The following is a 13,561-nucleotide window of genomic DNA, read 5'->3' as shown; positions in this document are numbered from 1 at the left end:
AACGCAACTGATTAATTTAAAGAAGTGCTTTGGCACTTCTTTTTCAATATTTAGCAAGGCTTAAAGGACGAATTATGAGCAAATTTGCAATCGTATTTCCAGGTCAGGGCTCTCAAAGCCTTGGTATGTTAGCTGATCTTGGCGAGCAGTTTGATGTTGTAAAGCAAACATTTGCGCAAGCATCAGAAGTGCTTGGCTATGATCTTTGGGCGCTTATTCAAGATGGGCCTGTTGAAGATCTAAACCAAACTCATCGTACTCAACCTGCTTTATTGGCAGCATCAGTTGCGATTTGGCGTGTATGGAACGAGCAAGGCCTAGCAGCGCCTGAGCTTGTTGCCGGTCACAGCCTTGGTGAATATTCAGCACTTGTCTGTGCGGGTGTGATTGATTTTCAACAAGCAATCAAACTTGTTGAGCTACGCGGTCAACTAATGCAAGAAGCGGTTCCTGCGGGCACTGGAGCTATGTACGCAATCATTGGCCTTGCCGATGATGCGATTGCTAAAGCTTGTGAAGACGCCGCTCAAGGCGAAGTCGTTTCTCCAGTCAACTTCAACTCTCCAGGTCAAGTTGTGATTGCGGGTAGCAAAGCGGCTGTAGAACGTGCTGGTGCTTTATGTAAAGAAGCGGGCGCTAAGCGCGCATTACCACTGCCTGTTTCTGTACCGTCACATTGTGCTTTGATGAAGCCTGCAGCCGATCGTTTAGCTGAAGCATTAAAAGAGCTTGAATTTAATGCACCTTCACTGCCAGTAATTAACAATGTTGATGTAGCTGCTGAAACTGACCCTGCAAAAATTAAAGATGCACTAGTACGTCAACTCTATTGCCCAGTACGCTGGACAGAAGGTGTACAAAGCATGCACGAGCAGGGCATTGAAAGACTTTTAGAATTAGGCCCAGGTAAAGTCCTTACCGGTCTAACAAAACGTATTGTAAAAAGCATGACAGCTGCTGCAGTTAATGACACTGCATCACTTGAAGCTGCAAAATAGATTCTTAACGGAGAAAACCAACAATGAACCTTGAAGGAAAGATTGCACTCGTTACTGGTGCTAGCCGTGGTATCGGCCGCTCTATCGCTGAAACGTTAGTCGCGCGTGGCGCAACAGTAATCGGCACTGCGACAAGTGAAAATGGCGCAGCGGCTATTAGCGAGTACTTAGGTGAGAATGGTAAGGGATTGGCACTAAATGTAACAGATCCTACATCTATCGAAACCGTTCTTAAGCAGATCACAACTGAGTTTGGTCCTTTAGATATCCTTGTGAACAACGCTGGTATCACGCGTGATAACCTATTGATGCGTATGAAGGATGACGAGTGGACTGATATCATGGATACTAACCTGACTTCAATCTTCCGTTTGTCTAAAGCCGTTCTACGTGGCATGATGAAGAAACGTTGTGGCAGAATCATTAACGTAGGTTCTGTTGTGGGTACTATGGGTAACGCCGGACAAACTAACTATGCAGCAGCAAAGGCTGGCGTAATTGGTTTTACAAAGTCTATGGCGCGTGAGGTTGCTTCTCGCGGAGTAACAGTCAATACTGTAGCACCAGGCTTTATTGAAACAGATATGACAAAAGCATTGAATGATGAGCAACGCGCTGCGACGCTATCTTCTGTGCCTGCAGGACGCCTAGGTGATCCTCGTGAAATTGCAGCGGCGGTAGCATTTCTTGCTTCACCGGATGCAGCTTATATTACAGGTGAAACATTGCACGTTAATGGCGGCATGTACATGGTGTAATTTTGCGCATTATTTGACGTGATATATGTCAAAAGTGCCATTAAAATCGGTTAAATTAAGAAAATTGTGGTTTGACCAGCAAGGATAAACTTGCAACTTTTTATCTTTTGAATAAACTACGCAAAACATCGCATTCAGCGACTATGTATAGGAAATAAAAAATGAGCAATCTTGAAGAACGTGTAAAAAAAATCATCGTTGAACAACTAGGTGTTGACGAAGCTGAAGTGAAAAACGAAGCATCTTTCGTTGATGATCTTGGTGCTGACTCTCTAGACACAGTTGAGCTAGTAATGGCTCTAGAAGAAGAGTTCGACACTGAAATCCCTGATGAAGAAGCAGAGAAAATCACTACTGTTCAAGCAGCTATCGATTACGTAACTAGCGCTCAGTAATTCTCTTCTCAGGCGGTCAATCTTGACCGCCTGATTCATTACAACTCCCTTATCGTTGTATATCTATATCTAATTAATCTAACCCCCGGAGTAAGAATCGTGTCCAAGCGTCGTGTAGTTGTCACTGGCATGGGTATGTTGTCACCGGTCGGCAACACCGTAGAATCTTCCTGGCAAGCCCTGCTATCAGGTCAAAGTGGTATTTCAAATATCGAGCACTTTGACACCACCGATTTTTCAACACGCTTTGCAGGTCTAATTAAAGACTTTAACTGCGAAGAGTACATGTCTAAAAAAGATGCACGTAAAATGGATTTATTTATCCAATACGGCATTGCAGCAGGTATCCAAGCACTCGATGATTCTGGCCTAGAAATCACTGACGAAAATTGTACTCGCGTAGGCGTTGCAATTGGGTCTGGTATCGGTGGCTTAGGTCTAATTGAAAACGGTATCCATACTATGAATGGAAAAGGCCCTCGTCGTGTGAGCCCATTTTTCGTTCCATCGACCATCGTTAATATGATTGCAGGTAACCTGTCTATCATGCGCCGTCTTCGCGGCCCTAACATTGCTATCTCTACAGCATGTACTACTGGTTTGCATAATATTGGCCATGCGGCTCGTATGATTGCTTACGGTGATGCTGATGCAATGGTTGCCGGTGGCTCAGAAAAAGCATCAACCCCAATGGGTATTGCAGGTTTTGGCGCTGCTAAAGCTCTATCAACTAATAACGAAAACCCACAAGCAGCATCTCGTCCATGGGACAAAGATCGCGATGGTTTCGTATTAGGTGACGGCGCAGGCGTTATGGTACTTGAAGAGTACGAATCGGCTAAAGCACGCGGCGCAAGCATCTACTGTGAGCTAGTTGGCTTTGGTATGAGTGGCGACGCTTATCACATGACCTCTCCGAGTGAAGATGGTTCAGGTGGTGCATTAGCGATGGAAGCGGCAATGCGTGATGCTGGTATTACTGGTGAACAAATCGGTTATATCAATGCACATGGCACTTCAACACCTGCTGGTGATGTGGCAGAGCTTAAAGGCGTTAAACGTGCTTTAGGTGATGCAGGCACTGCGCAAGTTAAGGTTTCTTCTACTAAATCCATGATTGGTCACCTACTTGGTGCCGCAGGTTCAGTTGAAGCTATCATTACTGCCTTGACGCTTCGCGATCAAAAAGTTCCGCCGACAATCAATCTAGATAATATTGATGAGCGTGCAGCTGAGCTAGGTATTGATCTTGTGCCAAACGTTGCTCAAGACGTTGATATCGAATATGCATTATGTAACTCATTTGGTTTTGGTGGCACAAACGGATCGTTAATCTTTAAAAAGATTTAACTTTCTTTGACCGCATAAACAAATAGTTAGCTAAAATATTTAGGCTAGATTCAGTTTCAGTAGAAACTGGCTCTGGCCTTTTTTATTGCAGGTAATCTTAGGAAGAGATGATGTATTGGATAAATGGTGTCCCTAAGGATACGATCCCTACAACAGACAGAAGTTTTAACTATGGTGATGGTGGATTTACCACAATTAAAACCGTAGCAGGTCGCCCGGTACATTGGTCTTATCATGTCGAGCGTATGCAGGCTTGTCTTGAACTATTACATATTGCTCAGCCAGATTGGCAGCAAGTGAGTTTATGGGTCGAGAACGCCGCAATTAAATCTGGGGTTGCTGGAATTAAACTGCATGTTAGCCGTGGCAGTGGTGGGCGAGGCTATAGTCCTACGGGCGCAGATTCTACTTTGGTGACGATAAGTCACTTTTCCTATCCTACTCATTATCTCTGTTGGCAAGAGTCTGGCATTGAGCTTGGTGTTGCCAGTCTTAAACTGGGGCTAAACCCGGCACTTGCCGGCCACAAACACAATAATCGATTAGAGCAAGTATTACTTAAGGCCGAAGCCGAACAGCAAGGCTTTCAAGATGTGATTGCCTTGGATCTCAATGAGCAAGTTATTGAGACAACAATGGCTAATTTGTTTTGGGTTAAAGAGGGTAACTTGTATACGCCAAGTCTAAAAGAATGTGGCGTTGCGGGTGTGGCGCGTCGATGGATTATCGAACAAGCGGAAAAATCAGGCTTCAAAGTAACGGTAGGTGCATTTATACTGGATCATTTACTGGAAGCTGATGAAGTGTTTATCTGCAATTCACTTCTAGATATCGCCCCAATAGTAAAAATAAAACATAAACTGTTCGCCGTCGGTATTACTACCCGCGATTTTCAAAAGAGGTTAAATAGTGCTTAAAAAAGTTATGACCCTATGCTTATTGCTCGCTGTCTTAGTGGGAGCAGGGCTCTTTTACACTTGGAATCAATTAACGAGTTACGTTAATCAACCGATTTTATTGGATCAGCCGACTCTGCTTACGATTAAGTCGGGTACGTCATTCAATACATTATTAAATCGACTAGAGAGCAACGGCTGGATTGAAAGCAATGAGTTTTCTAAGTTGGTAAGCCGTGCCTATCCAGAATTAACTAAAGTAAAAGCCGGCACCTTTGAGATTGGCCCTAATTATACGTTACGCCAAACGTTATTAGGATTAGTTAACGGCTCTCAAGCACAATTTAGCATTACTTTTGTTGAAGGCAGTACCTTCAAAGAGTGGCGTCTCATGTTTGATAAAGCGCCGCATCTTATTCATGCAACCCAAGACATGACTGAAGCCGAAATAGCCAAAGCATTAGATATTGATAATGAAAAATTAGAAGGCTTATTTCTAGCGGAAACCTATCGCTACACCGCGGGTATGTCCGATCTTGATGTGATGAAAAGAGCCCATGATCAGCTTGATAAAGTATTGAGCTTGCATTGGGACCAACGCCAGAAAGGTTTACCACTAAAGACGCCTTATGAGGCACTTGCTTTAGCATCTATTATCGAAAAAGAGACTGCGGTTGCGGATGAAAGACCCGTGGTAGCGTCGGTGTTTGTCAATCGTTTAGAAATTGGTATGCGCCTGCAAACTGACCCAACTGTTATTTATGGTATGGGTGATAGCTATCGTGGCAATATCCGTAAGCGAGATCTCCAAAGACACACTCCTTATAATACCTACACTATCTATGGATTGACGCCGACACCGATAGCGATGGTAGGGGAAGAGGCCATAGAAGCGGCTTTAAATCCTGATGATACTAATTATCTCTACTTTGTCGCCAGTGGCGATGGTGGGCATGTCTTTACTAAAAATTTAAAAGATCATAACCGTGCCGTGCGTGCATATTTGAAAAAACTAAGGGCTCGAAACTAAATGAAAATGGGTAAATTTATTGTCGTTGAAGGCCTTGAAGGGGCGGGAAAGAGTACCGCAATAGCCAGTGTTCTGTCTTTGCTACACTCTTCGGGCATCCAAGATATTGTTTCTACTCGTGAGCCTGGGGGAACGCCCCTAGCTGAAAAAATGCGTGCCTTAGTCAAAGAAGAGCATGGCACAGAAGAGTTGCAAGATACGACCGAATTATTGCTGATGTACGGCGCAAGAGTGCAATTGGTTGAAACGGTGATTAAGCCAGCATTAAATGAAGGGCATTGGGTGGTTGGCGACCGTCACGATCTCTCTTCACAAGCTTATCAAGGTGGTGGTCGACAGATTTCTGCCTATACAATGCAAGCACTAAAGCAGATCAGCTTGGGCGACTTTAAGCCAGATTTAACACTGTATATGGATATAGATCCTACTCTAGGGCTGGAAAGAGCTCGCGGTCGTGGAGAACTCGATCGCATTGAAAAGATGGATATTTCATTTTTTGAACGAGCGCGCAGTCGATATCTAGAACTGGCGCACAGTGATGATTCAATCCTAATTATTGATGCCTCACAATCGGTAGAGGAAGTTGCATCGGACATTCGCTCAGCATTGAGTCAGTGGTTAAGCGATGCTGTGACTGATTTGGCTGCTCAATGATGAGTATTCAATACCCTTGGTTACAAGAAACTTGGCAGAAACTGCAATTAAGCTTGCAGCAAAAGGTGTTGCCGGGCGCTTTACTGTTTAGTGCCACCGAAGGTTTGGGCGAACAGGGGATTATTGACCAATTAATTAAGGTTCAGCTTTGTAATAACAGCGAAGTGGAAGCCTGCGGTTTTTGTCACAGCTGTTCATTACTTCAAGCTGGCACTCATCCTGATTTACATAGAATTGCACCAGCCGAAGGCAAGGTCAGCATCTCAGTGGATCAAATCCGTGAGGGAAATCGTATCGCGCTTGAGTCATCACAGCTCAGTGGACAGCGCGTGATTGAAATCGCACCAGCAGAAGCCATGACGGAGCAAGCGATGAATGCCTTGCTCAAAACATTAGAGACACCGCCTAAGAGCTGTGTCTTTATTTTAAGAAGTCATGCACCTCATCGTTTACTGCCAACGATCAAGAGTCGCTGTCAGCTCTGGCATATTCCAACGCCAAGTTTAAGTGAGTATCAGCCTTGGTTGATGGAAAACGGTATCGAGCATGTGCCAGAGTTGCATTATCAAGTTTGCTTGGGCGCGCCATTAAAGCTAAAAGAGTTTGTGGAGAAAGGGCTAAGTAAGCAGTTTGATGACATACTCAATGCATTATCTAATTTTATTGAGCAAGATTTTGCACTGCCGAAACCGTTTATAGATGCTTGCGCCAGTGATACTTTAATTGTGCTTCATCGCCTTTCATTAGCTTTGATTGAATTGCAAAAGGGCTATTTTATTGCTGTGGCTACGGTGGATAACCACTCAGCTTTAAACAGATTAAAATCTCAGCTCACTTATCAACAAGCTTATGATATGTCGCGTCGTTTAGCGCAGTTAGTGGAGCAACTCACTCTTCATTCAGGTTTAAACAAAGAGTTATTACTCAGTGAATGGCTCATTCAAGCAAAGACGTTATAACGGCTAAATAGGTCGTGTTAATTGTATATCAATCGTAGTAAGTAACAGCTAGAGACTGACTACGATGGGTATAAGACAGCGTGCGTAGGCACGCTTTTTTTATAGGTATAGTATGTTTGTAGATTCTCATTGCCATCTTGATAAGCTGAACTATCAAGATCTTCATAGCAGCGTTGCGGATGTGGTTGCGAAAGCTGAAAAAGCCAACGTTAAGCAATTACTGTCGGTTGGCGTCACATTGGATGCATTTCCTAAAATGATGGAGCTTATTGCACCTTTTCCTCAAGTACATGCATCTGCAGGTGTGCATCCATTAGATGTTGAAAGTGATTTTGACTATCAGCAATTACGCTCTTTTACCAGCCACGACAAAGTTGTTGCGATTGGCGAAACAGGGTTAGATTTTCACTATAAACCAGAAACAAAAGCACTGCAGATCCAGCGCTTTGAGCAACAAGTTGAATTGGCAGTAGAAGTCAATAAACCGTTAATTATCCATACTCGCTTAGCTCGCGCAGAAACACTATCGATACTTAAACAAGGGCAGGCTCATCGTTGCGGTGGTGTGATTCATTGCTTTACCGAAGATCAAGCGTTTGCTGAAGCCGCTATGGATTTAGGTTTCTATATTTCTATCTCAGGCATCGTGACCTTTCGCCAAGCAAAAGAATTAAAAGAAGTGGTTAAATCTCTTCCTTTGGATCGTTTACTGATAGAAACAGACTCACCTTACTTAGCCCCCGTCCCTCACCGTGGCCAAGAGAATCAACCTGCGTATGTGGTTGAGGTTGCGAGCTACATTGCTCAATTAAAAGGACTGTCTTTAGGGGAAGTCGCGCAGAAAACAACTGCAAATTACCAAAGACTTTTTTTGAGTCGCTAAGTTAGTTTTTGACCACCTCTACGACTAAAGTGTAAAAAATCACCCATATTGGGTGATTTTTACTATATACGTTTAATTTTATTATTTACGTTGAAAACTCATATCACAGAGTTCGAGGCAATAACTTCTGTATAAAAAATAAGTAGATTTATCTTTAGAATTGAATATTTTTTCAATATTGAACTAGAATAAAATATGAAAATTCAAAAAGTTATGTGTAATTTGTTTATTTAGTGTCCATATCGTCAAGTGTGATCTATAACGGCTTTTGGCAACTTGGATTTTACTGACTAAAGACAGCTAATTTGCATAACTTTATATTTAGAGACGAAAAATATAATCATAGTTGGTTAGATTTATTAAATCAGGACTATCATTCAGACTGCGGGGGTAAGTCGATAGTCCCTAAAATACTTACAATATTCAGGAGCTTAAACATGTTTAAAAACCTTTTTGCCAATCTGCAGAAAGTCGGTAAGTCATTGATGCTTCCAGTATCAGTACTTCCGGTTGCAGGTATCTTACTCGGTGTTGGTGCTGCCGATCTAAGCTTTATTCCAGACGTTGTATCCAATTTAATGGAACAAGCGGGTGGTTCAGTATTTGGACAAATGGCATTGCTATTTGCAGTTGGTGTTGCACTTGGCTTTACTGATAATGACGGTGTAGCGGGCCTTGCTGCGATTGTTGGTTATGGGATTATGACCGCAACGCTTAGCGTTATGGCTGAGATTGGTGGTCACGATACCATTGATACTGGGGTGCTTGGTGGTATCTTAGTCGGTGGTTTGGCTGCATGGTCATTTAACCGCTTCTATCGAATTAAACTGCCGGAATACCTTGGCTTCTTTGCGGGTAAACGTGCTGTACCTATCATTACTGGTTTTGCTGCTATCCTACTTGGTTTTGTGTTGTCATTCATTTGGCCTCCAATTGGTGATAGCATCGGCTGGTTCTCTCATTGGGCTGCCAATCAAAACCCACAACTTGCATTTGGTATTTATGGCGTAATTGAGCGTTCTTTAATTCCATTTGGCTTGCACCATGTATGGAACGTTCCTTTCTTCTTTGAAGCGGGTAACTGTGTCAATACTGCTGGTGAAGTTCAGCACGGTATTTTAACTTGTTATTTAGTGGCTGATGACGCATCACGCGCTGCGGGTAATGGTTTTGGTCAGTTAGCCGGTGGTTACATGTTTAAAATGTTTGGCCTACCTGCCGCTGCAATTGCAATGGCTCATTGTGCTAAACCTGAAAACAGAGCTAAAGTCATGGGTATCATGGTGTCTGCAGCACTGACGTCATTCCTGACCGGTATTACTGAACCAATTGAATTCTCATTCTTATTTGTTGCACCAGTACTTTACGGTATTCACGCACTACTAGCCGGTTCTGCTTACATTGTGTCGAATACATTAGGCTTTGTGCACGGTACTTCGTTCTCTCATGGTCTAATCGACTTCCTTGTTCTATCCGGTCACGCTCAGAAAATGGGATTGATGGTCGCTGTTGGTCTTGGCTACTCGGTTATTTACTATTTTGTGTTCCGCACGGTTATCATCGCGTTGGATTTAAAAACGCCAGGTCGTGAAGATGAAGCAGAAGAAGAGACGGTTAAGATCACGGGTAGTGAGTTGGCAGGTGAGCTTGTAGCTGCATTTGGTGGCCGTGAAAACATTACCGGTCTAGATGCTTGTATCACTCGTTTACGTGTAGCGGTTGCTGATACAGACGCTGTTGACCAAGACAAGCTGAAACATCTTGGCGCTGCGGGTGTGGTGGTTGTTTCTGGTGGTGTTCAGGCTATCTTTGGTACTAAATCAGACAACCTTAAAACGGATATGGATGATTGGCTTCGCCACAATAATTAATACTGTGGATTAATTTGATGATAAAGAGCCTCAATGGTCCCATTGAGGCTCTTTTTTTATCTTTAAACTTTATCACTGAATTTGTTACTGAACTTGTTTAACACCCCTTATACATGGGGAAACTGTGTCTTAAGGCGCACTTCTATATATTTCATAACTTTTTACTGACAGGGGAGAGATAAACCAAGGTAAAATATGTGAAGTTTTGAAATACCAAGGAATGTAAAGTGAAGATTGGAAAGTTAGCGTTGTTGACAGTTGTTCTTACTGGGTTGGCAACTTATGTTGGAGCTGCAAAGGCCGCTAATACCAATGATAGTGCTGTAAAGTTAGGTATGGGAATAGACCAGGGCCTAAGTGCTATTTTTAAATTCGAAGATAAATACAATCTATCAGTAGGTAATGACGGAATGGCATTTGATTACCATTTTGCGCGTGGCAGCTTTTCGGCTGATGTTCCTTTTGATTGGTTTGTTGGTGCAGGCGCATGGTACGAATGGAACGAAGATTTTGGCTTGCGTGTTCCTATGGGACTAGACTGGAATTTTGCACCTAATTGGAATGCTTACGGACACATTAACCCTGAATGGCAATTGTACGATAAATCTAAGTTGCAGTTCGGCGCAGGCCTTGGCGTTACCTATAGGTTTTAAGAGTAAATACTAGGTCAACGTTGAAAAACACCGGTTGTGAGTTGCTAGGAAACCCAAACGCCGTTTTAATCACATATCAACCTAGAACCTAGAACCGTCTTCTCTTCACTCATAAAAAAACCGAGCTATTAAAAGCTCGGTTTTTTGTATTTAACGTGATGTTATTTTTGCTTTTGCTTGTTCATCGCTTTACGGATACAGATGGCAGCGCCACCCCAAGTAATCCCAAGACCAAGAACCATCATAATGATTGCGCTAGTAGTCATAATTACGCTTCCTTTTTGCTTAATACGTTGATAGCAACACCGATAACAACAAGCAGTGCTAATAGTCCCCAACCTAATAGAAGAAGATCCGATTGCGCGTAGCCACCGTAGCCGTCAGTTAGTGTTGTTTTCAATGTGTTGAATAGAGTAAGAGCAAGAATTGCCGGGCTTACTATCTTCAAGCAGAAATCATACCAAGCACCAATCTGGAAGTCAGATACTGAGTTTACATAGCTGCGAATAGCGGCAGTTTTTACAACCCAAACAATCAGTAGTACTTCAACGAAACAGCTTACAACGATACCAATTTGGTTAGTAAAGTAATCAACTAAATCAAGAAGTAGTAGGCCGCCGTTAGTTGCAAATGCTAGTGAAACGATAGCACCAATACCACAAACTAATGTTGCTGCTTTCTTACGACCAATCTTGAATTTATCAATGATTGCAGACGTTACCGCTTCAATAATAGAAATGTGAGAGCTTAGACCTGCAATCGTTAATGCTAGGAACAATAGTGGGCCTAGGATATACGGAGCAGGAAGTTCATTAATTGCCGCAGGCAGAGTAACGAACGCAAGACCAACACCAGCTGTAACAACGTCGGTTAACTCTTTACCTTGTTCATGAGCCATAAAGCCAAGAACAGAGAAGATCATGATACCGGCTAGAATTGAGAAGCCACAGTTAATCAACACAGTCATAAAGGCATTGTTGTTGATATCAGACTTTTCTGGCAAGTAGCTAGAATAAGCAAGCATGATGGCAAAACCGATACTTAGGGTAAAGAAGATTTGTCCGTATGCTGCTGCCCAAACTTTAAGATCCATGATCTTGCTAAAGTCTGGTTCAAATAGGTAGTTTATGCCGTTTAGTGCGCCCGGTAGGAAGATCATGCGAATAATCAGGAACAGTACCATTAAGAATAGCACTGGCATCATGATTTTAGCCGCACGTTCGATACCTGACTTAACACCACCTACAATAGCAGAGTAGGTGACAGCCCATGCTAGAAGCATAGTACCTGCAATTTTCCACTGAATAGAACCTAGGTTAGAAGGTGAGTTATCACCTAAGTTTAGGTATTCGCTAAAGAAGAATGCATTGGTGTCTGTGCCCCAACCTTGATTGAACGACAGGCTCAAGTACGAAATCGACCAACCGATAACCGCAACGTAGTAAACAGCAATACATGCTGCAATACCCACTTGGAACCAGCCTAACCATTCAAATTTAGGGTTAACAGCTTTTAAAGCGGCAGGTGCAGAACCACGGTATTTTTGACCCAGTTTGAATTCCATAATCATAAATGGAATACCGGCAGTTAACATGGCAAAAAGGTAAGGGATAAAGAATGCGCCACCGCCATTTTCATAAGCCATATATGGGAATCGCCAAATATTGCCTAAACCGATTGCTGAGCCTACTGCGGCTAAAATAAATCCTGTACGGGAACCCCATTGTTCTCGTTTCATAACTACTCCTTGTAGTATTTCTTAAAAGTGGCATCACAGAGCGTAGACTTAGAGTGTCTTTAGCTACTATAAACGGCATATATAAAATAATAATCCTGATCGATAGTGTCAGGTTGGTTATTTACTCTGCTTGCTAACTTTAAAACTAGTGGTTTGTATTGTGGGTTTGTCTGCTCAGTCTCTAAAAGTAGTAGAATATCCTGAGCGATAAAGCAAGATTACCGTGAGACTATGCCTCTGGCAAGATAAAATAAACATCATACGGGGGGATAATATTGGTACATTTACTATAAGTAATACAAAATGTAACGTGATTGACTGCGTGAGCCTTAATTTTTATTGATATAAGTCACGTTTTTATCGGCTAGTAGTAGATATGACTGAATAAGAAATTAAGAGCGAAAAACCAGTAACCTTTCGCTCGTTAATATTTTGTTGTGATCTTGTGTGCTATTAGAAGCTAAATGTAAAGCCAGCATTAGCTTGAAGTTGATTCATCCAGTTACCTGAAAAGGCAATTTTACAAGTGTTGGAGGTACTGCTGGATTGACAGAGCGTTATTGAGTCACTGTCGACTAATGTTCCTAAATAACGCAGTTGCCCTTGGAAGGCAAAATTATCAGTGATTTTGTATTCCAAGCCGCCATAAACACCTAAAGAGAACTTATAATCGGAATCGGCACCTTGGATATCAATCTGTGTCCCACCAAGACTCAAACCTAAATAGGGAGACCAGTTATCTGGGCTTGGGTAATAAACAGCACTTTGAAAATGAATGTAGCGCAGAGAAGTATCACGGTCGATGCTTTCAATGGATGAGTTTTGCTGAGAGTAGAATAAACCTAATCGACCAGCGTCAACATTGGTTTCTATAGCAAGGTTGTAGTTTACGTTTCTATCGATATCGTATTCATTGCCATCTTCGGTATCGAAAGATCCACCCATACCATAACCAACCATTGGTGTGATATAGACTTCCGCTTGGGTTACAGCAGGGTAACTGCAAGCTAATAATAGAAGGGATAGGGTCTTTTTATTCATCTCTTTTGTCATCCTTGTCAATCTTGGGACATTTAACCTAAGTCACATTCTATGTTATAAGATACGTACATGACTTAAGGTCATTATACGAGTAAACGTGATAGTAACTACATAATTCTGCGTGAGTTTTCACAAACTCTTGAACAAGTATATAGGATTGCCAATACTTAGCGTAGATTAAGATAGTCACCATCATAATAACTCGTCTCTCAATATGTAATAGATTAGATAGTAAAGGTGAAAAATGAGTACAGAATTGAAATTTTCTCTAGTGATTGTGGTAAGTGCATTTTCTTTGATTATTGGCTATGGATTAACTGCCATTTTGAGCTAAT

The 13,561-nt window shown here is 42.3% G+C and carries 15 protein-coding genes; 12 read left to right on the top strand and 3 right to left on the bottom strand.

Annotated elements, in window-relative coordinates; all coding sequences use genetic code 11:
• The first annotated feature begins 74 nt into the window (after positions 1–74).
• The 11 genes from fabD (at position 75) to A9260_RS13585 (ending at position 10,447) form a co-directional block, all read left to right on the top strand.
• Positions 75–998, top strand: a complete 924-nt coding sequence (gene fabD / locus A9260_RS13635) for an ACP S-malonyltransferase (RefSeq protein WP_068699827.1) — start codon at positions 75–77, stop codon at positions 996–998.
• Between the two features lie 23 nt (positions 999–1,021).
• Entirely contained in the window at positions 1,022–1,756 is a 735-nt protein-coding gene (fabG, locus tag A9260_RS13630; protein ID WP_068699825.1) for a 3-oxoacyl-ACP reductase FabG, read from the top strand.
• A 161-nt stretch (positions 1,757–1,917) separates the two neighbouring features.
• Positions 1,918–2,151, top strand: a complete 234-nt coding sequence (acpP, locus tag A9260_RS13625) for an acyl carrier protein (protein WP_004737381.1) — start codon at positions 1,918–1,920, stop codon at positions 2,149–2,151.
• A 99-nt stretch (positions 2,152–2,250) separates the two neighbouring features.
• The gene (fabF, locus tag A9260_RS13620; RefSeq protein ID WP_068699823.1) at positions 2,251–3,501 is read left to right on the top strand and encodes a beta-ketoacyl-ACP synthase II; all 1,251 of its coding nucleotides are present in this window, start codon (positions 2,251–2,253) and stop codon (positions 3,499–3,501) included.
• Positions 3,502–3,611: 110 nt separating this feature from the next.
• Positions 3,612–4,418 (top strand): aminodeoxychorismate lyase, encoded by an 807-nt coding sequence (gene pabC / locus A9260_RS13615; protein WP_068699821.1) that lies wholly within the window; start codon positions 3,612–3,614, stop codon positions 4,416–4,418.
• Positions 4,411–5,427 (top strand): endolytic transglycosylase MltG, encoded by a 1,017-nt coding sequence (gene mltG / locus A9260_RS13610; RefSeq protein WP_068699819.1) that lies wholly within the window; start codon positions 4,411–4,413, stop codon positions 5,425–5,427. Before pabC ends, mltG begins: the two co-directional genes overlap by 8 nt.
• Entirely contained in the window at positions 5,428–6,081 is a 654-nt protein-coding gene (tmk, locus tag A9260_RS13605; RefSeq protein WP_068699817.1) for a dTMP kinase, read from the top strand.
• A complete protein-coding gene (holB, locus tag A9260_RS13600) occupies positions 6,078–7,040 on the top strand; it encodes a DNA polymerase III subunit delta' (RefSeq protein WP_068699815.1) in 963 nt (320 codons plus the stop codon). The genes tmk and holB overlap by 4 nt, the downstream gene beginning before the upstream one ends.
• A 112-nt stretch (positions 7,041–7,152) precedes the next feature.
• Positions 7,153–7,923, top strand: a complete 771-nt coding sequence (locus A9260_RS13595) for a TatD family hydrolase (RefSeq protein WP_068699813.1) — start codon at positions 7,153–7,155, stop codon at positions 7,921–7,923.
• Between the two features lie 437 nt (positions 7,924–8,360).
• Positions 8,361–9,794, top strand: coding sequence for a PTS glucose transporter subunit IIBC (gene ptsG / locus A9260_RS13590; RefSeq protein ID WP_068699811.1), 1,434 nt, complete (start codon positions 8,361–8,363; stop codon positions 9,792–9,794).
• 227 nt (positions 9,795–10,021) lie between these two features.
• Positions 10,022–10,447 (top strand): hypothetical protein, encoded by a 426-nt coding sequence (locus A9260_RS13585; protein WP_068699808.1) that lies wholly within the window; start codon positions 10,022–10,024, stop codon positions 10,445–10,447.
• 161 nt (positions 10,448–10,608) lie between these two features.
• Here A9260_RS13585 and A9260_RS16965 read toward each other — a convergent pair whose 3' ends face one another.
• The 3 genes from A9260_RS16965 to A9260_RS13575 all read right to left on the bottom strand — a co-directional run bounded on the left by A9260_RS16965 (position 10,609) and on the right by A9260_RS13575 (position 13,226).
• Positions 10,609–10,713 carry a methionine/alanine import family NSS transporter small subunit gene (locus A9260_RS16965; RefSeq protein WP_156684061.1) on the bottom strand — a complete coding sequence of 35 codons (105 nt, stop codon included), beginning with the start codon at positions 10,711–10,713 and terminating at the stop codon, positions 10,609–10,611.
• 2 nt (positions 10,714–10,715) lie between these two features.
• On the bottom strand, positions 10,716–12,185 hold the full coding sequence (locus A9260_RS13580; protein WP_068699806.1) for a sodium-dependent transporter: 1,470 nt from the start codon (positions 12,183–12,185) through the stop codon (positions 10,716–10,718).
• Positions 12,186–12,638: 453 nt separating this feature from the next.
• Positions 12,639–13,226: an outer membrane protein gene (locus tag A9260_RS13575; protein ID WP_082957126.1), complete on the bottom strand. Its 588-nt coding sequence runs from the start codon at positions 13,224–13,226 to the stop codon at positions 12,639–12,641.
• Positions 13,227–13,470: 244 nt separating this feature from the next.
• Between A9260_RS13575 and cydH the strand changes: the two genes are divergently transcribed.
• The gene (gene cydH / locus A9260_RS16960) at positions 13,471–13,560 is read left to right on the top strand and encodes a cytochrome bd-I oxidase subunit CydH (protein WP_156684060.1); all 90 of its coding nucleotides are present in this window, start codon (positions 13,471–13,473) and stop codon (positions 13,558–13,560) included.
• The last annotated feature ends 1 nt before the right edge of the window (position 13,561 follow it).

Source organism: Vibrio sp. UCD-FRSSP16_30 (assembly GCF_001676025.1).
Classification (GTDB): Bacteria; Pseudomonadota; Gammaproteobacteria; order Enterobacterales; family Vibrionaceae; genus Vibrio.
The sequence above is the reverse complement of the archived record's forward strand: the minus strand, read 5'-3'. Positions and strand labels throughout refer to the sequence as shown.